Genomic DNA, 20,315 nt, shown 5'->3' with positions numbered 1-20,315 from the left:
GTCTCATGCGGTTACCCGTGATGCCGCCCGTCTCGCCGATGCTGGCCAAGCCGGCAACTGTGATTCCACCGGACGCGTCCTACGAACCCAAGTGGGACGGCTTCCGGGCGTTGGTGTTCCGCGACGGCGACGAAGTCGAGTTGGGCAGCCGTAACGAGCGCCCGATGACGCGGTACTTCCCCGAACTCGTCGAGGCCGCCAAGGCCGAGCTCCCACCCCGATGCGTTGTCGACGGCGAGATCGTCCTGCCCACTGATGGTGGCCTGGATTTCGAGGCCCTGCAATTGCGTCTGCATCCGGCGGCGTCCCGGGTGCGTCTACTGGCCGAACAGACACCGGCCTGCTTCATCGCGTTCGACCTGCTCGCCCTCGGGGAGGAGGATCTCATGGGCCGACCGTTCAGTGAACGTCGCGCCGCCCTGGTGGATGCGCTGGGTTCAGGCCCGTCGTTCCATGTCACCCCGGCGACCACCGACGTGGCCACCGCGCGGCGCTGGTTCGACGAGTTCGAAGGAGCCGGGCTCGACGGGCTGATCGCCAAACCGCTCACCCTCACCTATGAGCCTGACAAACGGGTGATGGTGAAGATCAAGCACCAGCGGACCGCCGACTGTGTGGTCGCCGGTTATCGGCTCCACAAGTCGGGCCCTGATGCGATCGGATCGCTACTGCTCGGGCTGTACACCGAGGACGGCGAGCTGGCATCCGTCGGCGTCATCGGCGCGTTCCCGATGGAGCGACGACGGGCCCTGTTCGCCGAATTGCAGCCCCTGGTCACCGAGTTCGAGAACCACCCCTGGAACTGGGCCGCACAGGTGGCCGCTGATCCGGACCTCGCGCGCAGGTATGGCGGCGGGTCACGCTGGAACGCCGGCAAGGACCTGTCGTTCGTGCCGCTGCGACCCGAATGCGTCGTCGAGGTCCGCTATGACCACATGGAGGGCCGGCGTTTCCGTCACACCGCCCAGTTCAACTGCTGGCGGCCCGACCGCGACCCGCGGTCGTGCACCTACGCCCAACTGGAACAACCGGTCACCTTCCGGCTCGACGACATCGTTCCCGGTCTGGGTCACCGCTAGTCAGTGCTCCGGCGGCTGCAGCCAGGTGGCGATGTTGCGGACGTAATCCTTGAACACCCCCAGACGCGATGGATCGGCCCGTATCTGCCAGCCGGGCCGATCGGTGACGAACGACGGCGCGCCACAGTCCAGATCCCAGTTGTAATCGGCGAAGTGGTGGAACGTCGACTCGGCCACGGCCCGGCCCATCGGTCTGCCCGCCGGCGTGCGCTCACCGTTCAGCGCCACCGCGAGATTGAATTCCCTGCCCGTGGCGGTGCTGCGCCCCCGGGCCACCACCGTCGCGAACGGCACTCGCGCCGCCACCAATCCCTCGTGAGGATGGGCCGGGAACCACTCGATGCGCCCACTGGCGGTCCGGCTGGTGCGCAGCAGCTGGTGCACCGGCTCCTCGGCCAACACCGGCTGGTAGTCGCCGTTGGCGCCCGAGTGGTAGTTGGGCCACGAGATGTCGGGATTGTCCTGGTCGTCGCACCGTGACGCGGGGTCCAGGCTGGTGTCGTGGAACTCGTTGACCTGCCCCAACGAGCCCAGCCCAAGCAGGCAGCTGCCCAGGTTCTGGTGGTCACGCGCGGTGAGCACCCCACCACCGAGCCCGCGGAACCTGCCGATCGCCGCACATTCGTCAGTTGTCAGACCGTTGCCGACGTCGACCGCCATCAACCACAGCTGGTCGAATCCGAGCTCATCGAGATGGCTGAGCACCGGATCTTGCACGACGCGATCGGGCCGATTACGGGCCAGGACCTCGTGCCCGTCGGCGCGAAGCTCGGCGGCCAGCATCGAGAATCGGCTGACATCCCAATCGTCGGAACTCTCCGTGATCGTGGTCTGCAGCAGGATGGTCGCCATTTGATGAGCCTGACGGCTGCAGTCATGTCTGGGACCCTTGAAAACCCGTGGTCTGGCGTCGTGTGGATTTGATGTCGTACCCCTCTGTGATGATGGGGTCATGTCCTCCACCGCAGCCACATTCGCCGCCGAGGCGAGCCCGGCGCAGCGTACGGAGGTGTTGTTCGCGGAGTTGTCGGAGCTGTGCGGTCAACGCAACGCGATCGACGGCCGCGTCGTGGAGATCGTCGCCGAACTGGACCGCGACGAACTGTGCGGAGCGACCGGTGCCCGCTCCATGAAAGCGTTGGTGGCTTGGAAAACCGGGGTCAGCCCCCGCAACGCCGAAACCGCCGTGGCCATCGCCCGCCGCATCGAAGAATTCCCCCGCTGCACCCAAGCCCTGCGCGAAGGACGCCTATCCCTGGATCAGGTCGGAGTGATCGCCACGAAAGCCGCCGACGGATCCGATGAGCACTACGCGCAACTCGCCCCCGTAGCCACGGTGGAACAACTACGCACCGCAGTCAAACTCGAACCACGCCCCCAACCACGCCCAAACCCGAACCCGAACCGCCACGGTCATTTACCCGCACCGAAGCCGACGACTACACCACCTACACCATCCGCCTGGCCCGCCTCGAAGCCGCCAAATTCGACGCCGGCCTGCGGTCGCATCACGACAGGCTGGTCGCGGATTGGAAACGCGACCACGACACCGACGACACCGGTGCTCAGGTCGAGGACGAGCAGGTGCGGCCGTTTCCCAACCAAGTCGACGCGTTCATGAGCCTCATCGAGGCCGGCTGGGACAACGAGGCCGCCCGCCGCCCCCACGGCCAACAAACCACCGTCAACGTGCACCTGAACCTCGACGCTGACACGCCCGTCGCCTCGCTACACCTGGGGCCACTGCTCACCGACGCCGAACGCCAGTACCTGCTGTGCGAAGCCACCCTGGAAGCCTGGTTCCAACGCCACGGCCAACCCATCGGCGTAGGACGCAGTACGCGGACCATCAGCCGCCGGCTACGCCGCGCGCTGGAGCACCGCGACCACTGCTGCGTGGTCCCCGGTTGTGCGGCCACCCGCGGCTTGCACGCCCACCACCTCGTGCACTGGGAAAATGGCGGCCCTACCGAACTACACAACCTCGTGCTGCTGTGCCCCTATCACCACCGCCTGCACCACCACGGCGGCATCACTATCACCGGGCCCGCCGACCAACTCGTCGTCACCGACAGTGCCGGAAAACCCCTACCGGGCGGATCCCTGGCCCGACCACCGACCACACCCCCACCCGACGTCCCACCCTGCCCCGGACCCACCGGAGAACGCGCCGACTGGTGGTGGTACACACCCTTCCAACCCCAACCCCCACCGTCGACGAACTAGCTACTCCACGACACCGAGCGCAGTTGCCTGCGCGACCGGACCCCGAGCTTGACGAAGACCTTGCGCAGGTGCCATTCGACGGTGTGCGTGCTGATGAACAACTGCGCACCGATCTCCTGATTCGTCAGCCCGTCGCGGGCCAACTGGGCGATCTGTGCCTCCTGCGCGGTCAATTGATCGCCCGAGGCCAACGGCTGTTTGCGCACCTTCTCCCCGGTGGCGGTCAGCTCACGACGGGCACGCTCGGCGAACGCGTCCGCGCCCATCTTGGTGAACATCTCGTAGGCGGTGTTGAGGTGCTCACGCGCGCTGGTGCGCCGCTTCTGGCGACGCAACCATTCCCCGTAGCGCAGGTGGGTTCGGGCCAACTGAACCCGGATCCGAGTGCGGCCCAACCGATCGAGAGCCTCGTTGAACAGCGCATCGGCTTCGGCGTCGTCGACGATCAGGGCCCGTGCACTGGCCAGCGCACCCAGACCCCAATCGGTACCACTGGCGCGTGCGCCCGTCTCCAACCGGCGTACCGCATCCTCCGCGGCATCCCGCGCGCCGACGCGAACTCCCGCCTCGGTCAGCTCAATCAGCGTCCAGGTGTAGAACCCCAGATCGTTGTACTGGCAGACCTGTTGGGCGGCGTCAAACGCCTCCTGATACCGGCCCAGCCCGTTGTAGAGCACCGCGGCGGCATACCCGGCGGCTCCCAGCAGCCGGCCCTCGCCCTTGGCGGTGCCCTCAGCGATCCCGGCCTCGATCAGACTGCCGGCCTCGTCCAGATCACCGCGCCAGGCCGCAAGCTCCACCTTGTGGTACCTCATCGGGCGATGACCGATGGCCTCCGAGATCGAGCCCGCCTCTTCCATAAGCCTTGCCGCCGTGATGAATTCGCCTTTGTGAACGTGCACGCCGGATTTATAGGCGATCGCCTGCGGCAAGACGGCCAATGCTCCGGTGGCTCGGGCATAGCCGATCATGTCGGTGGCGAGCCGCTCGACCAACTCGTCATCCCATATCTCGTGGCCGGCGGATTCCTGCACGATCGGGAAGGCCAACGCCAACCAGCGCAGCGCCCTACCGTCATGGCGCCGGGCGTGCTCACACCACAGCTCCAGCGCGCTACGCAGGTGATCGACCGCCGCGGGCAGGCCGTCGGTGATCAGATTGGCCATCCCGATGAGCAGGAAGTCGATCGGTCTGGAGGGCGCCACGATTCCCTCGACCGCCGCACGTGCCGCCTCGGCGGCCACGACCAGGGCCTTCGGTTCGCTGCGCGAGGCGAACATCGCGGCCGCCAGCGCCTCGATATACGTCTCCCGTGCCAACTCGTCGTCGACGTTCTCCAGCCGCTTGGCGGCCTCTAGCAGCAGCGCGGCCGCATGCCGGACCGGCGGCGATCCGGGCAGGCCGCCCCGGCTGCTGGTGAAATCCATCTGCGCCCGTAGCCGGCCCACCTGGGCCTGCTGCAATTCGGTCATCGGGATCAGTTCGGCCAGTGCCAGCAGCTCGTAGGCAGCTGTCGGCGCGGCAGCTTCGCGTTTCGCCTCGGCCGCCGCGATCGCGCGGGAACTGCGCAGGGCCGGATCGGCGGACAGGACCGCGGCACGCTCGAGAAAGACTGCCGCAGCGGCAATTCCGCCGCGGCCCTGTGCGCGCCACGCCGAGGCTTCCAGCTCGGCGGCCACCGCATCGTCGGGGCCGGCTGCTGCATTGGCCGCATGCCAGGCGCGGCGATCGGGATCGAGTTCGGGATCGGTGGCACTGGCCAGCGCCCGGTGCACCGCCCGGCGGTCGGCCACGTCCGCGGCCCGGTAGGCCGCCGACCGGACCAGTGGGTGGTGAAACCGCATACGGGGGCCGAACTCGATCAACCCCGCGGCCTCGGCCGGCGCGAGCGCATCCATTCCGATACCCAAATGCCCTGCGGCACGCGAGAACACCACCGGATCACCGACCGGATCCGCCGCCGCGAGCAGCGCCAACTGACGAGTATCCGCGGGCAGCGCCTGGATTCTGCGGACAAAGCCTTCCTCGACCTGCCCGACCGACGGCCGCGTCCCCGCAATCCAAAAGCCACCGGCCCGCTCCGCAGCCGAGACATTGCGCGGCACTTCCAACAGGGCCAGCGGATTACCGCGGGATTCGGCGATGAGCCGGTCGCGTACCCGCTCGTCGAGCCGCCCCAGAACGACTGCGTCCAGCAGGTCTCTGGCATCGCTGTCCGACAGACCTTCGAGCCGCAGCTCGGGCAGGCCGGGCAGACCGGGCAGCACGTCGGCGGGTCCGTCATGACCATCGCGGACCCCGAACACCAAGACAACCGGCTCGGCCAGCAGCCGCCGCGCGACGAAACCCAAGGTCTGCACCGAAACCTGATCGAGCCACTGCGCGTCGTCGACCACACATAGCAGCGGCTGGTCCTCGGCAGCGGCGGCCAGCAGGCTGAGCACCGCCAGGCCGACCAGAAAGCGATCGGGCACCGGCCCGACACCACGACCGAAAGCGACCGAGAGCGCGTCGCGCTGCGGTTCGGGAAGTTTGTCGAGATGGTTCAGCAGCGGCGCACACAGGTGATGCAACCCCGCGAAGGCCAGTTCCATGTCGGACTCGACCCCACCGACCTGGGTCACCCGGAAGGCCGGCGCCTGTTCGACGACATAGTTGAGCAGCGCCGTCTTACCGACGCCCGCCTCACCACGCACCACCAGCACCGCGCTGCCGCCCGAACGGCCACCCGATACCAGTGCCCGAAGTGCTGCGCATTCGCTGACGCGGCCACGTAGTGACGGGACTGCGCCCATAATCGCCATCACACCACCGCTCCGAATTTTGCGGTGACCTTATCAAGGCAGGAGAGGTTCAGCCGATCCGGCGACCACCGGCTCAGCCGAACCGCAGCGACGGCGCGCTCAACGATTCGACGCCGTGATGAGCGAATTGTGTCCAGCGAGTACGCATCTCGGTGGAAAGCTGTTTGTCGATCGCCCGCTGCGGGCCGAGCATCGGGGCATCCGCCCAGGTCTGGGGTGAACCGAACAGGAACGGCAACTCCATGCAATGGCAGGCGCCCAGCGGGGCACCCTCAGGTGTCCAGTCGAAACGATAGGTGCCCACCCGGCCGCCGTGCGTCTGCCACGCCTCGGCCAGGCGTTCGGAGGGGCCGGCGAACGCCTGTTTCGTGATCGATTTCGAACCGGCCCGGACCGCGACCCTGCCGAGGACAGGCACCCGGTTGAGCCTGGCCACCCGAGGATCCATCGCGACGAACGGCGCGGCGTCATCCTTCGTATAGCCGATCAGCAGCTCGATGCGACCGGCAGCGTCGGCGATGGCGTCGGGCACGTCCCCGGGGTCCGGCAGCGGCCCCCGGCCGAGCCGCGGCGAGAACGCGAGACCGCTGAGGAGACCCAACCCCTGCGCGGCGGCCACTGCAGCGCCTTCGGCGGCCAGCAACCGGTCGACGCTCACCTCGGCCGGATCGGCACCGGCGAGCGAGGTGGCCATGGCCGCGCCCATCTTCTGCGCCATGTCGTCGCGCCCGCGGTCCAGTTCCAGCGGGGCGCTCTGCAGGATCGCGCGGTGGAACAGCCCGGCCGCGTCCTTGCACAACATCAACGACCACACGGAGTGGGCGCCCGCCGACTGACCGAATGCGGTGACGTTGGCTGCGTCGCCGCCGAACGCGGCGATGTTGTCGTGCACCCAGCGCAGCGCCAGGATCTGGTCACGCAGACCCAGGTTGTCCTCACCTGCCCCGGGTGGCGCCAGATAGCCGAAGATGCCGAGCCGGTAACTCACATTGACCACCACCACGTCGCCGGCGCGGGCCAGGGCACCGGCGTCGTACTTGGCCGACTCTCCACTGCCCGCGACGTAGGCACCGCCGTGGAACCACACCATGACCGGGAGCCGCTGCGCATCGGCCGGTGCCGTGACGGTCAGCACCAGACAGTTCTCGTCCGTCGACAGGCCATCGAGCACGTTGCCGGTCACCCAACCCAGCCGCGACGGCCGCTGCGGGCAGGCCGGACCCGACTGGGTGGCGTCCCGAACCCCCGACCAGGCAGCGGGCGGTTCGGCGACCGCGAATCGTCTGGCCGTGCCGTAGCGCACGCCCCGCGCACGTACCAGCCCGTCCTCGTGTTCAACCTGGATCGTGCCGCCTGTGATGTGTCGCTCCCGCACCCGCCCAACGCTAGCGTTTACCGGCGCCCGTAGCCGGGCATGCCAACAGCATGTCTGTAACCGCATTTCAGGACCTGCCGCTGGCTGATCGGGACCGGGAGTGGGACGGCGACGCCGCCGACAAACGGGTCCGCAAATGGGCCGATGCGCAGGACGAACCCAACCAGAAATACCGCGACGCGCATGTCTGGTACGACAAGGACGAGAAGGACAACTTCACCGCGTACAAGCTGCTGATCGCCGACGTGGTCGGCGGCAAGCTCGAGGCCGTGCCGCGTGGGGTGATGGCTGCCGGCGGAATCATGGACGGCGCCCGCGGTGGTGTCGATCTTCCCAAGGAGGACATCGACCGGGTGAAAAGCCACCTGGCGAAGTACTACAAGAAGATGGGCGAGACTGCGCCCTGGGACCGCGATTAGCTAGATTGCGGGCGTGAGCCCAACCCCCGCCGGGCGGTTTGCGCCGAGCCCGTCGGCCGACCTGCACATCGGCAACCTGCGCACCGCGGTGCTGGCCTGGTTGTTCGCCCGGTCCACCGGGCGCCGGTTCCTGCTGCGGGTCGAGGATCTCGATGACCGCACGTTTCCCGAGATCGGTACGCGGCAAGTGGCCGACCTGGCCGCGATCGGGCTGACGTGGGACGAGCCACCGGAGTGGCAGACCGGCCACCAGGACCGCTACGACGCGGTGATCGGCGAGTTGTCCGAACGTGGCGCGGTGTACGAATGCTATTGCAGCCGAAAAGATATCGCGCAAGCGCCGCGGGCTCCGCATGCCCCCGAAGGCGCGTACCCGGGTACCTGCCGGGACCTCACCGAGGCCGAACGCGCACAGCGCCGAGCCGAAACCGGCCGTCCGCCCGCGCTGCGGCTCCGCACCGAAACATTCGTCGGCACCGTGACCGACCTGCTGCACGGCACATACACCGGGATCATCGACGACTTCGTGGTACGTCGCGGCGACGGCGTGCCCGCCTACAACCTGGCCGTGGTGGTCGATGACGCCGCCTCCGGCGTCGACCAGGTGGTGCGGGGCGACGACCTGTTGAGCTCGTCCCCGCGCCAGGCATATCTGGCCCGGCTGCTGAACTACCCGGAACCCCTTTACGCCCACGTTCCGCTGGTGCTCAACGAAGACGGCGCCCGGCTGGCCAAACGCGACGGGGCGGTCACCCTGGCCGAGATCGGCGTCGACCGGGCATTGGAGCAGATCAGCGCGTCGCTGGGATGGCCCGCGCTAGACGTCGACGGCATGCTCGACCGGTTCGACCCGGGCGCGCTGCCACGGCATCCGTGGATATACCAGCCGGGCTGAGCAGAAACCTGCAGAACAGCTCGCGCCCCTGTTAGCGTCCGGCAGTGCGCTCCCGACGAATTCCACTGCTGGGGCTCCTGCTGATCGTCGCGGTACTGCTGGCCGCCTGCGGGCCGAAGACGGGCAATACCGACGAACCGCTGAGTTCGGCCGGCGTGCTGCGGGTCGGCACCGAAGGCGTGTACTCGCCGTTCAGCTACCACGACACCGCCACGGGTCAACTCGTCGGCTACGACGTCGACGTCGCCCGCGCGGTTGGCGACAAACTCGGCGTAAGAGTCGAATTCGTCGAGACACCGTGGGATTCCATCTTCGCCGCGCTCGAGGCCAACCGGTTCGACGTGGTGGCCAACGAGGTCACGATCACGCCCGAACGGCAGGCCAAATATGATCTGTCCCAGCCCTACTCGATCGGCGAAGGCGTGATCGTCACCCGCGCCGACGACAACACGATCAAGTCGCTCGCGGACCTGAAAGGCAAGGTCGCCGCCGAGAACGCCACCAGCAACTGGTCGGAGATCGCTCGTAAGGCCGGCGCCCGGGTGGAAGCGGTCGAAGGGTTCACCCAGGCCATCAAGCTCCTCAACCAGGGCCGGGTCGATGTCGTGGTCAACGACAGCATCGCCGTCTACGCATATCTGGCCGAGACCAACGACAAGTCGGTGAAGATCGCAGGCACCGTGGGAGAGAAGAGCGAACAGGGCTTCGCCGCGCGCAAGGACAGCGGCCTGCTGCCCGAACTCAACACCGCACTCGACCAGTTGCGGGCCGACGGCACCCTGGCCGCCATCTCGCAGAAATACCTCAAGGCCAACGCTTCGGGGGCACCCGAAGAAGGTGCACCCGCGCGCACACATTCGACGGGGCAGCTGATCGCCGACAACCTGTGGCCGCTGGCCAAAGCGGCTCTGACGATGACCATTCCGTTGACGATCATCAGCTTCGCCATCGGCCTGGTCATCGCCCTGGCCGTGGCACTGGCCCGGCTGTCGCCGAATGTGGTGCTGAGCAACATCGCCCGCTTCTACATCTCGATCATCCGCGGCACCCCACTGCTGGTGCAGTTGTTCATCGTGTTCTTTGCGCTGCCCGAGTTCGGGGTCAAGATCGACCCGTTCCCGGCGGCGGTGATCGCGTTCAGCCTCAACGTCGGCGGCTACGCGGCCGAGATCATCCGCTCGGCGATCCAGAGCATCCCGAAGGGACAATGGGAGGCCGCCGAGACGATCGGCCTCAACTACACCGGCACCCTAAGGCGCATCATTCTGCCGCAGGCGGCCCGGGTCGCGGTGCCACCGCTGTCGAACACCTTGATCTCGCTGGTGAAGGACACTTCCCTGGCCTCAACAATATTGGTGACCGAACTGCTGCGGCAGGCCCAGATCGTCGCGGCACCGACGTTCGAGTTCTTCGCCCTCTACGGCACGGCCGCGATCTACTACTGGGTGATCTGCCTCGTATTGTCGTTCGGCCAGAGTCGCCTCGAGCGCCGACTGGAAAGGCACGTTGCGCGATGACCACAGAACGCGAAGACCGGATCGTCGCCGCCGACGTGCACAAGGCGTTCGGCGACGTCCAGGTGCTCAAGGGTGTTTCGTTCACCGTGCCGCGCGGCACGGTGACGACGGTCATCGGCCCCTCGGGTTCGGGGAAGACCACGCTGCTGCGCACCCTCAACGCGCTCGATGTCGCCGACTCCGGCGTGATCCGGGTCGGTGACAGCGAACTCGATTTCGCCAAGCCGGTACCCAAGGATCAGCTGCGTCGCTACCGGGCGCAGAGCGGCTTTGTGTTCCAGTCCCACAACCTGTTTCCGCACAAGACCGTGCTGCAGAACGTCACCGAGGGGCCGCTCGTCGTGCAGAAACGGCCGCGGGAGGAGGTGCTGGCCGAGGCTACCGAGCTATTGCGTCAGGTCGGGCTGTCCGACCACCAGGACAAGTATCCGTACCAGCTCTCGGGTGGCCAGCAACAGCGCGTCGGGATCGCCCGGGCACTCGCGTTGAAACCGAAAGTGGTGCTGTTCGACGAACCGACCTCGGCACTGGATCCCGAACTGGTCGGCGAGGTGCTCGCGGTGATCCGGGACCTGGCCGTCGAAGGCTGGACGCTGGTGATCGTCACGCACGAAATCCAGTTCGCCCGACAGGTTTCCGATCAGGTGCTGTTCACCGACCGCGGCGTGATCCTGGAGCAGGGGCCACCGGCCGCCGTGATCGGAGACCCCAAGGAAGAGCGCACCCGCCAGTTCCTGCAGCGGATCCTCAATCCGCTCTAGCCGTTCGGTACCCGTTCAACGGCGACCGCCCACTCGACAATCGAGCGCAGATAGCTCAGCACCTCGTCGTCAGGATGGTCGCCCGGATCCTCCAGGTGTACGCGGGCGAGCTCCTCGATCGCCGACAACAGGATTCGCACCGTGGTCCCGTCCGGGTCGACGTCCACGCCGGCAGCCACCGAGAGCGGCCGCGCCGCGACCTTCCTGGCGTAACGGCGGCCCACTTCGATGCGTTCGCGCACCTGCGGGGGCGCGCCGTCGGGCGGCCGCAAGATGATGCGCCAACTCGTCGGCGCATCATGCAGGTAGGCCAGAATCCCCCTGCCGAGCTGCTCGGGATCGAGGTCGGGCTGGTCCACGGTACTCATGCCGGCGAACGCGACCGCCGACTCACGGTCCAGAAGCGCGGTGGTGAGCCCGGCCAGATCAGTGAACTGTTGGTAGACAACGGTTCTGGTGATCCCCGACCGGCTCGCAACCTGCTCGACGGTCAATGCGGGGTAGCCACCTTCGGCGACGATGTCGCGCGCGACGTCGAGCAGCTGTGCCCTGCGGTCCGCGCCGCTGAGCCGGCGGCGGGTCATTGCCGGAATTCCAGTAACAGGGCTACCGCATTCGCCGCGCTCTGCACCGCGCTCTCCATGGTCGCCGACCAGTCGGTGGCCGTCCAGTCGCCGGCCAGCACCAACGACGGCACCGAGGTCCGTTGCGGCGGGCGCAGCCCGTCCGTGCCGACCACCTGCGAAAAGGTCGCCTTCGGCATCTTGACCACCTGAGCCTGAAGCACTTTCGCCTCCCGTGCCGCCGGGTAGTACCGGCGCAACAACGCCACCTGCTCGTCGACGATCTCGTCGTTGCTCTTGTGGATCTGCTCGTAGGCGCCACTGGTGGTCAGGCAGTACAGCCAGGACCGGTCGGTGTTACGGCCATGCATGATCTGGCGGTCGAACACCTCGTCGATCACCCCGGTTCCGCCGATCAGCCCCTCGAACGCCGACTCGGTGCCCAACGGACGATCGAGGTAGAGATTGGTGCTGACGATGGGTGTGTAACCGAGTTTGTCTGCAGCCGCATAGATCTCGGGATGCTCCGGCAGGTCGTCGAGCAGGCCGCCGATGTTGGAGTTCGGAACCGCGCAGACCACGGCGTCGGCGGGTACCTCGGTACCGTCGGCAAGGAGCACGCCGGTGACGGTGCCGTTCTCGATGCGGATCCGTCGTGCGACCGCGCGGTAGCGCACGTCGACACCGCGTTCGGCGAAGACCTTCAACGCTCCGTCGACGTAGAGGGTGTCGAGGTCGACCGTGGGGTAGCCGATGGTGACGGGCGTGCGGTGGGCGATCCCGAGGCGGATACCGGTGGCCATCACGTTGGCGAAGACCTTGGCCGATTCGCGGGCCACCGGCTCGGCGGCAATACCCAGGGCAAGCCAGTCCCACAAAGCTTCTCGTGCGGGGGCGGGCATGCCGACGCGCTCGAACCACTGTTCCGTGGTGAGGTCGGCCATGTCTGCCGGCTGATGCAGGGCCTGCCAGCCGAGCCGCAAGGTGGCACGGGCGGCGCGCAACCGGTCGGCCCAGCTCGCGTCGGGGTGAACCCCGAGCAGGGTGCGGACCGCCCCGGCGCCCGTGGTCTGCATGGTGACCTTGCGCCCGTCAGGCCACCGCAATGTCGACGATTTCGGGAAGGCGATGTGCTGCCGGGTGCCGACGCTGGTCAGGTATCGGTAAAGGTGTTGGTAGCCGCTGGCGATCACGTGCTGCCCGTTGTCGGGGACATCGTCGACCTCGTCGGCCCGCATCGCGTGGGTGCGTCCGCCCAGCCGGCCACGGCGCTCGAGCAGGGTGACGTTTTTTCCAGCTTCGCTCAGCCACACCGCGGCAGCCAATCCCGCCAGCCCACCGCCGATCACCACATAGCGTTCGCCCATGCTGCAGCCCTCCGTCGACTAAGTTACAAATTGTAAGTTAGTCGCCGGGCACGCGGGCGTTATCGGACGGGCGAACGTCCCTGCGCCGCACGCTCAGCGGCGGCCAACATTTCGTCTCGGAACCGCGGGTGTGTGATCGCGGCCAGGGCCTCGCCGCGCTCGCGGACCGTCCTGCCCTCCAGTTCGGCTGCGCCGTACTCGGTGACGATCACATCGACCTGATGCCGCGGAGTGGTGATCACCGCCCCGGGGCCGAACCACGGCACGATCCGCGACTGGAGCACCCCGTCCTTCTCGAACGTCGAGGGCAGGCAGATCAACGAACGATCCGACAGCTCAAGGCCGGCACCGGCCACGAAATCCTCGGCGCCACCGATCCCGCTGAACTGGTCGCCGGCGATGGTGTCCGCGACAACCTGGCCGTGGACATCGACCCCGAGCGCGCCGTTGATCGTGACCATGTCGTTGTTGGCGCCGATCACCTCCGGCGCGTTGACGATCTCGACCGGCAGGAACGCGACGTCGGAGTTGCCGTCCAGCCACGCGTAGAGCTCGGTCGAGCCGAACGCGAAGGTCGTCACGCTCACACCCTCGTACAGGCCTTTCCCGACGTTGGTGACCTTGCCCGCACGGTGCAACTGCATGCACCCATCGGTGAACATCTCGCTGTGCAGCCCGTAACCTCCCCCGTCCCCGTCGGCGAGCAGTGCCGCGATCTGGCTGGGAATTGAGCCGATACCCGTCTGCAGCGTCGCGCCGGACGGGATGTACGCGACGGCGTGCCTCGCGATCGCCCTGTCGACGTCGGTGGGCGAGGCCGCGGGCAGCGCGAGCGGTGCGTCGGTGGACTGCACCAGGATGTCGATCTCGTCGACGTGCAGTGCATGGCGGTAATCGTCGAGGCCGAACGTTCGTGGATAGGCATCGGACACCTCGACGACGAGTAGCCGTTGCGGATCGGCACCCGCGCGGCGCAATTCGCCGACCGTGGCCCCCGCGTGCAGCGACAGGGAGCACCAACCATCCGCGTCGGGCGGCGCCGCAACGGTCGTCACCACGCGCGGCGCCTGGCTCTGGAGCAGCGGGGCGAACCGACGGAAGTCCGCCGGCGCGAACTCCACATCGGCGCCCATATCCCGCAGCATCCGCTCGAAAGGACCGTAGAAGCCGGATAGGTAATGGACGCCCGGACGGGTGAACAGTTCGGTGCCGACCCCGAGCAGCGCACCGTAGACGCGCAGGTCCGTCCAATCCGTGCGCTCGCCGAGGGCCCGCAGGAACGCCGGAGGCTGGCCGGGCCCCAGTGGGATCCCGAGCGTGTCGGCGGGCGCCAGGCGGGTGGCGGCCTGTTGGGCGGTGAGCTCTTCCGGCATGGCGTCACTCTTCCGTGAGCCACCGCATTTGTACACCCGCCCGAACGCCTCAGGCTTGCCACACCGCATCGTCCGAATCCCGCCAGCACCCCCGCGCGTGGACTCATAACGTCAGCGGCATGACACCGCAGCCTGAAATGCGCCGAATCACCGTGTGGTTCATGGCGATTGCCGCAGCACTGGGCACCGCCGCCAGCTATCCTCTGCAACCGGCGATATCCGATGTCGCTGGCAGTCTTGACATCTCGGTGGCCCAGGTCGGCGTCGCGCTGGCGTGCGGTCCCGTCGGCTACCTGCTGGGGCTCGCGACGTTGGTACCGCTCGTCGACCGATTCCGACCGAACTACCTTCTGGCTGCACAGTTCGGCGCCTTGGCCGCAGCCTTGGCGGCCAACGCCGCCGCAGGCGGTCTGTGGATGTTGGGGCTCACGGTCGGCATCATCGGTGCCTGTTCCACCGTCGGCGCACAGTTGAGTTCGATCACGGCGCGCTTCGTCCCGGAGGGCCGTCGGGCAACTGCGCTGGGCGTTGTGACAGCGGGCATTTCGGCCGGGATCATCGGTGGCCGAATCGCCGGCGGCTGGCTGACGGAAGTGGCGGGATGGCGTGGCGGCCTGCTCGCCTTCGCGCTCGCATGCGCTGCCGCCGCGGTGGTCGCATTGCGGACACTGCCCGCCACGGCCGGTTCGGCCACCAGCAGCTACCTGGAGACGCTTCGTAGTCTGCCCGGCCTGTACCTGAGGTTCCCGACGTTGCGCATCGCCGCGGTGCGCGGCGCGCTCTGGTTCTTCGCTTTCTGCGCGGTGTGGGCCGGCCTCGCAGTCGCGCTGGCACAACCGCCGTACTCCTACTCGGCCGAACGGATCGGCCTGTACGCCCTTGCCGGCCTGCTCGGCATTGTCGCCACCCGCATCGCCGGTGTCTGGACCGACCGGGTCGGCGCACGACTGGTCACGATGGTCGGGCTGATCCTCGCCGGTTCGGCCGCGGTCGTCCTCGCCGTAGATCTGTCGAATCCGGTGGTCACTCTTGCCGGTCTCGCCGTGTTCGACGCCGGACTGTTCGCCGCCCAGGTGGCCAATCAGAGCACTGTTCTGGCAATCGACCCTGCCGCGCCCGCCCGGTTCAACAGCGCCTACATGGTGGTGTACTTCGTGGGCGGCAGCCTCGGTACGGCCTTCGGCGCAGCCGCCGTCGGTTGGCTGGGTTGGCCGGCGACCGCAGGTGTCACCGCCGCGGCGATCGCTCTCGCGATACTGCTCAGCGCACAGACGTCCCGTAGTACCGACCCAGCACATCAGCCCGCAGCTCATCGAACTCACCAGCGATGATCGACGCCCGGATCCGGTCGACCAGCCGGATCACGAACCGCTCGTTGTGGATCGTGCACAGCGTCGCCGACAACATCTCCTTGGCCTTGAACAGGTGGCGAATATAGGCGCGCGAGTAGTTGGCGCAGGTGTAGCAATCGCATTCGGCGTCGATCGGGGTGAAGTCCCGCTTGTACCGGGCCCCGGTGATGTTGTACCGCCCCGTCGCCGAGTACACCGCCGCATTGCGCGCCACTCGCGACGGCGACACACAGTCGAAGGTGTCGGCCCCGGCGGCCACCGCGTCGAACAGGTCATCGGGCTCGCTGATACCGAGCAGGTGCCGGGGCTTGTCAGCGGGCAGTTCACTGCTGACCCAACCGACGATGGTCGCCAGATTCTGCTTCTCCAGCGCGCCGCCGATGCCGTAGCCGTCGAAGCTGAGCCCCTCGGCCGGCCCGGCCTCCTGCCCGATCGCGGCCAGGCCACTCGCGGCCTGCCGGCGCAGATCCTCGTACTGGGCACCCTGCACCACCCCGAACAACGCCTGACGCGGCCGCTCCGGCGACAGAGCCTGCAGCCGGTGATGCTCGGCCAGGCACCGCGCCGCCCACTCATGGGTGCGCTGCACCGAGCTTTCCTGGTAGGCCCGGGTGTTGACCAGCGTGGTCAGCTCGTCGAACGCGAAGATGATGTCGGCACCCAGCTTGTTCTGGATGCCGATCGACACCTCCGGGGTGAACCGGTGTTTCGAACCGTCCAGGTGGGAGCGGAACGTGACGCCGTCGTCGTCCACGACAGCCAGCCGTTCCTTGCCCTTGGCGATGATGTCGTCGTTCTTCAGCCGTGCGGTGTCCATCGCCAGGACCTTCTTGAACCCGACACCCAGCGACATCACCTGGAAGCCGCCGCTGTCGGTGAAGGTCGGGCCTGGCCAGTTCATGAACGCCCCGAGCCCGCCGGCCTCGGCCACGACGTCCGGGCCCGGCTGTAGGTACAGGTGATAGGCGTTGGCCAGGACCGCTTGGGCACCAAGCTGTTTCATGGTCTCGGGAAGGACCGATTTCACGGTGGCCGCGGTGCCGACCGCAACGAACGCCGGGGTGCGGATATCGCCATGCGGAGTGTGAATGGTCCCGACCCGGCCGAGTCGGCCGGGCAACTCGGCCTCCACGGTGAAATACGGCTGGTCCACACCAGGTATTCAACCGGATGCGCGTCCGATTTCCGTCACGGGGGCGGACGCGTCCATACTGCGGACGTGAATTTGGTCCTGAGCCGCCCCATTGTCATCGCCGCCGGATTTGCTGTTTGTCTGGCCGCAGTCGCCGGATGCTCGTCGCAGGAATCGGGTTCTTCTTCAGGGAAATCCGGCGGGGGCCGGGTCACCTTCGGTCCCAACGACGCCGGCCCGGTCACCAGCGTCGCTTGTGAGACCAAGGAAGGACTGACCACGATCAGCATCAACGGCAACATGCCGGCCTCCGTGGCGCTGACCGACGGGGAAGCACCGGTGGTGCAGTCGGTGAACATCGGCGATGTGAACGGTGAAGGCGCTTCGCTGACCTACCTCTCCGGCCTGTCGAGCGCGCCGGTCGTGGCCGCGCGCGACGGCAAGGGCTACACCATCACCGGCAACGGCATGGGCATCGATCCCAACGAACCGGGCGCGCCGGTGGACATGCCGTTCGACATCGCCGTCACCTGCCCCTGAGGAAGGTCACTATCGCCCCGGCGAGCTCCTCGCCGGCATCTTCCTGCAGGAAATGACCGGCATTCGCGATCACCGGGTGCTCGATACCCTGCGCGCCGCGCATCTCCCGCTGGAAGATGGGCGCCATGGCTCCGGTGATCGGGTCACCGTCGCTGAACGCCACCAGCATCGGGGTTTCACTGGCCGCCAACGCTTTCCAAGCTGACCGGTTGGCGGCGGCAGCAGGGTCGTCGGGTGTGGTGGGAACCAGACCGGGCATCGCGCGCGGACCCGCGCAAAAGGTGTCGTCCGGGAACGGGGCGCCGTACGCTGCCCTGACCTCGTCGCTGACCGGGCGACGGCACCCCGCCTCCACGAACCTGCCGACGTCGATCGTCGGCAGGTTCTGGATGGCCGTGCGGAACTGCCACCAGATCTCCGGCATGGGAATGTCACCGCTGGGCAGTCCCGTGTTGGCGACGACGATATTGGCGAACCGGTCGGGATTCTCGGCCGCCAGGCGGAGCCCGATCAGACCACCCCAGTCCTGACCGACCAGGGCCACCCGCCGCAAGTCCAGGACATCGCAGACCAGCGTCCGCATCCACTCGACGTGCCGGGCATAGGTGTGATCCTCGATGCGCGTGGGTTTGTCCGATCTGCCGAAGCCGACCAAGTCGGGGCATACGACGCGATGGCCCGCCGCGGTCAGGATCGGGATCATTCGCCGGTACAGAAACGACCAGGATGGTTCCCCGTGCAACAACAGCACCGGGTCGGCCTCCGGTGGACCGGCCTGCACCCAGGCCACCCGCAATCGACCACCGTCGCCGTCATCGACCTCGGAATACTCTGGTAGATAAGCAAACTCAGGCAGGTTACCGAACCGGTCGTCTGGAGTGCGCAACGTCTGCATGGTGCTGAACTTACGACCAGCCCGCGGCCGTTGCGAACAATTCGACCAATCGCATGCCCACGACCTGCACGAACCCCAATACTTCTGCCTGACAGCCCGCCACTGAAAGCGGGCTGCGCAACCCTGAGGAGATCCTGGTGAAGCGTGAGTTCCTGGTAGCCGTCGGCGGCGCCGCGATCGTCATCGCCGGCCTGTCCGGCTGTTCATCGAGCGACAAGAAAGACAGCTCCAGCGACACGAAGGCGACCGCATCGGCGTCGGCGACCGCATCGGTCGAGGCCGGCGATGCCAAGGCGACCACAGGTGCGGGCACCGCGCGGGTCTCCATCGACGGCACGGACCACAAGCTCGAGGGCACGGTCGTGTGCGCCACGGTTGCGGGCAATGTCAGCCTGACGGTGGGACAGGGCATGTCCGGAGTCAGCGCCACGCTCAGCGAGGGCGACCAGCCGTCGGTGACCGCAGTGGCACTCGGCAATATCGACGGCGTCAGCCTCGGCTACACGCCCGGTGTGCCCGGCGGCAGCGCCGAAGCCACCAAGGATGGCAACAAGTACACGGTCAAGGGTGAGGCAACGGGTCTGGACGGAATGAACCAGGTGACCAAGCCTTTCGAGCTGGAAGTCTCCTGCCCGTAGCGATCGGGTCATTTTTGGCAAACATCTGGCATAGTGTGGGCCCGGACTGATCCCGGGCCCACGCTCCGTTCTCAGTCGTTTCACCCGGACGACATGAGGAGCAACGTGGCCAGTCACCGGAAGCGCGCGCGTTCATCCGCCGCCGTAGTGGCGGGTGCCACCGCGGGCCTGGCGGCGGTACTCACGTTCGGACATGTCGCCGACGCGCTGGCGGCCACCCTTCCGGGCAGCTATGCCGTCGTCGGCGTCGGCGGGGCGAACAATCCGACCAGCGACCGGATCCAGAACAAGTTCCAGCGCAACTACGTGCCGTACAACGGTGGGTACGCCGAACCGGCTGACGGTCGCTTCTACGGCGTCAACTATCCGGCCACGTTGCCGATCGACGACAGTGTGGCGCAGGGCCGTGAGCCGTTGATCCAGCAAGTGGGCGTGGCGCGCGACCACGTCGGCGAGGACGGCACCGTCTATATCGTCAGTTACTCCGAGGGCACCATCCTCGCCGAGAAATACAAGCGCGAACTCGACGCCCAGGGCGGCCACGGCACCGACGCGCTGAAGTTCGTGTACATCGCAGCGCCCACGGTTCCCAACGGCGGTATCTACGCCCGCTTCCCCGATCTGGGACCACTCGGTCTGCTCGGATTCACCAGTACCGGCGCAGCCGAACAGTCGCCGTACGACGAAACTTTCATCACCATCGAGTACGACCCCGTCGGCGACTTCCCGGCCTACGCCAACCCACTGTCTGTGGCCAACGCCGCGGCCGGCTTCTTCTATCTGCACGGCGATCCGACCCCGGACGCCACCGACCTCAACGACCCGGACGCAGTCATCGTGAAGACGGTCAACACACCGGGTGGCGGCAACGACACCTACATCCTGGTCAAGACCGAACATCTGCCCCTGCTGCAGCCGATCCGCGACGTGTCGACCGCGCTGCACACCACGGAATTCACCGAGCCGGTGCTCGGCGCGATCGAGCCGACGCTCAAGCTCGCCGTCGACATGGGCTACACCGATCGCGACTACTCCGACCCCGCAACACCGACGCGCTTCTCGCTGATCACGCCACCGAAGCGGATTGCCGAAACCCTGAATCAGCTGCCCGACGCCCTGCAACAGGGTGCGGACAACTTCAGGGGCGGATTGCCTTCTAAGACATCACCTTCGGTGACAGACAAGGCCGAGGCCCCGAAGAAGCCCGTCAAACGCACCCCGACACAGCGGCACGACGACGTGCGCAACGCCATGTCCGACGTCGGGAAGACCGTCAAGGACAGACTCAAGCCTGGGCCCAAGTCCGAGCCCAAGCACCGGGCCAAGCCGCACCGGGCGTCGGGCACGGACAAGGCCGCTTAGGCTCTGATGTCATGCTG

General features: G+C 67.2%; 17 protein-coding genes and 1 pseudogene. 10 read left to right on the top strand and 8 right to left on the bottom strand.

All coding sequences use genetic code 11. From position 1 onward, the window contains the following. Positions 1 to 5: 5 nt before the first annotated feature. Complete coding sequence (locus ACZY08_RS06805) at positions 6 to 1,079, top strand: ATP-dependent DNA ligase (protein ID WP_463743779.1); 1,074 nt, start codon at positions 6 to 8, stop codon at positions 1,077 to 1,079. Here ACZY08_RS06805 and ACZY08_RS06800 read toward each other — a convergent pair whose 3' ends face one another. Then, positions 1,080 to 1,931 (bottom strand): hypothetical protein, encoded by an 852-nt coding sequence (locus tag ACZY08_RS06800; RefSeq protein ID WP_463743778.1) that lies wholly within the window; start codon positions 1,929 to 1,931, stop codon positions 1,080 to 1,082. A gap of 100 nt (positions 1,932 to 2,031) precedes the next feature. Here ACZY08_RS06800 and ACZY08_RS06795 point away from each other — a divergent pair. Beyond that, positions 2,032 to 3,305: pseudogene (locus tag ACZY08_RS06795) on the top strand (HNH endonuclease signature motif containing protein). On the opposite strand, the gene ACZY08_RS06790 reads toward ACZY08_RS06795, so the two are convergent. Then, positions 3,302 to 6,109, bottom strand: a complete 2,808-nt coding sequence (locus ACZY08_RS06790; protein ID WP_463743777.1) for an ATP-binding protein — start codon at positions 6,107 to 6,109, stop codon at positions 3,302 to 3,304. The pseudogene ACZY08_RS06795 and the gene ACZY08_RS06790 sit on opposite strands and share 4 nt — an antisense overlap. Before the next feature lie 73 nt (positions 6,110 to 6,182). After that, complete coding sequence (locus ACZY08_RS06785; RefSeq protein ID WP_463743776.1) at positions 6,183 to 7,484, bottom strand: carboxylesterase family protein; 1,302 nt, start codon at positions 7,482 to 7,484, stop codon at positions 6,183 to 6,185. A 50-nt stretch (positions 7,485 to 7,534) separates the two neighbouring features. On the opposite strand from ACZY08_RS06785, the gene ACZY08_RS06780 reads away from it, so the two are divergent. Genes ACZY08_RS06780 through ACZY08_RS06765 form a run of 4 tightly spaced genes read left to right on the top strand, consistent with a single transcriptional unit; the run spans position 7,535 to position 11,076 of the window. After that, positions 7,535 to 7,903 carry a hypothetical protein gene (locus ACZY08_RS06780; RefSeq protein ID WP_463743775.1) on the top strand — a complete coding sequence of 123 codons (369 nt, stop codon included), beginning with the start codon at positions 7,535 to 7,537 and terminating at the stop codon, positions 7,901 to 7,903. Positions 7,904 to 7,916: 13 nt separating this feature from the next. After that, complete coding sequence (gene gluQRS / locus ACZY08_RS06775; RefSeq protein ID WP_463743774.1) at positions 7,917 to 8,798, top strand: tRNA glutamyl-Q(34) synthetase GluQRS; 882 nt, start codon at positions 7,917 to 7,919, stop codon at positions 8,796 to 8,798. Between the two features lie 44 nt (positions 8,799 to 8,842). Continuing rightward, positions 8,843 to 10,315: an ABC transporter permease subunit gene (locus tag ACZY08_RS06770; protein WP_463743773.1), complete on the top strand. Its 1,473-nt coding sequence runs from the start codon at positions 8,843 to 8,845 to the stop codon at positions 10,313 to 10,315. Beyond that, positions 10,312 to 11,076, top strand: a complete 765-nt coding sequence (locus ACZY08_RS06765; RefSeq protein WP_463743772.1) for an amino acid ABC transporter ATP-binding protein — start codon at positions 10,312 to 10,314, stop codon at positions 11,074 to 11,076. The genes ACZY08_RS06770 and ACZY08_RS06765 overlap by 4 nt, the downstream gene beginning before the upstream one ends. Here ACZY08_RS06765 and ACZY08_RS06760 read toward each other — a convergent pair. Genes ACZY08_RS06760 through ACZY08_RS06750 form a run of 3 tightly spaced genes read right to left on the bottom strand, consistent with a single transcriptional unit; the run spans position 11,073 to position 14,379 of the window. After that, positions 11,073 to 11,660, bottom strand: a complete 588-nt coding sequence (locus tag ACZY08_RS06760; protein WP_463743771.1) for a TetR/AcrR family transcriptional regulator — start codon at positions 11,658 to 11,660, stop codon at positions 11,073 to 11,075. The two genes, ACZY08_RS06765 and ACZY08_RS06760, sit on opposite strands and share 4 nt — an antisense overlap. After that, positions 11,657 to 13,006, bottom strand: a complete 1,350-nt coding sequence (gene hpnE / locus ACZY08_RS06755) for a hydroxysqualene dehydroxylase HpnE (protein ID WP_463743770.1) — start codon at positions 13,004 to 13,006, stop codon at positions 11,657 to 11,659. Before hpnE ends, ACZY08_RS06760 begins: the two co-directional genes overlap by 4 nt. Positions 13,007 to 13,065: 59 nt before the next feature. Then, positions 13,066 to 14,379 carry an acetyl-CoA hydrolase/transferase family protein gene (locus tag ACZY08_RS06750; RefSeq protein WP_463743769.1) on the bottom strand — a complete coding sequence of 438 codons (1,314 nt, stop codon included), beginning with the start codon at positions 14,377 to 14,379 and terminating at the stop codon, positions 13,066 to 13,068. A gap of 119 nt (positions 14,380 to 14,498) precedes the next feature. Here ACZY08_RS06750 and ACZY08_RS06745 point away from each other — a divergent pair, with 119 nt between their 5' ends. Further along, complete coding sequence (locus ACZY08_RS06745) at positions 14,499 to 15,710, top strand: MFS transporter (RefSeq protein ID WP_463743768.1); 1,212 nt, start codon at positions 14,499 to 14,501, stop codon at positions 15,708 to 15,710. On the opposite strand, the gene tgt is transcribed toward ACZY08_RS06745, so the two are convergent. After that, complete coding sequence (tgt, locus tag ACZY08_RS06740; protein ID WP_463743767.1) at positions 15,640 to 16,884, bottom strand: tRNA guanosine(34) transglycosylase Tgt; 1,245 nt, start codon at positions 16,882 to 16,884, stop codon at positions 15,640 to 15,642. The genes ACZY08_RS06745 and tgt overlap by 71 nt on opposite strands. Before the next feature lie 66 nt (positions 16,885 to 16,950). Between tgt and ACZY08_RS06735 the strand changes: the two genes are divergently transcribed. Further along, positions 16,951 to 17,403 (top strand): lipoprotein LpqH, encoded by a 453-nt coding sequence (locus ACZY08_RS06735; RefSeq protein ID WP_463743766.1) that lies wholly within the window; start codon positions 16,951 to 16,953, stop codon positions 17,401 to 17,403. Here the strand turns inward: ACZY08_RS06735 and ACZY08_RS06730 are convergent. Continuing rightward, a complete protein-coding gene (locus ACZY08_RS06730) occupies positions 17,390 to 18,298 on the bottom strand; it encodes a haloalkane dehalogenase (RefSeq protein ID WP_463743765.1) in 909 nt (302 codons plus the stop codon). The two genes, ACZY08_RS06735 and ACZY08_RS06730, sit on opposite strands and share 14 nt — an antisense overlap. 137 nt (positions 18,299 to 18,435) lie before the next feature. Here ACZY08_RS06730 and ACZY08_RS06725 point away from each other — a divergent pair, with 137 nt between their 5' ends. Together ACZY08_RS06725 and ACZY08_RS06720 are read left to right on the top strand one after the other, a co-directional pair. Then, on the top strand, positions 18,436 to 18,936 hold the full coding sequence (locus tag ACZY08_RS06725) for a lipoprotein LpqH (RefSeq protein WP_463743764.1): 501 nt from the start codon (positions 18,436 to 18,438) through the stop codon (positions 18,934 to 18,936). A 105-nt stretch (positions 18,937 to 19,041) separates the two neighbouring features. After that, complete coding sequence (locus ACZY08_RS06720) at positions 19,042 to 20,298, top strand: PE-PPE domain-containing protein (protein WP_463743763.1); 1,257 nt, start codon at positions 19,042 to 19,044, stop codon at positions 20,296 to 20,298. Positions 20,299 to 20,315 lie beyond the last annotated feature (17 nt).

The sequence above is a fragment of the Mycobacterium sp. IDUB_9 genome, assembly GCF_055419505.1.
This window is presented reverse-complemented; position numbering and strand designations above follow the sequence as displayed.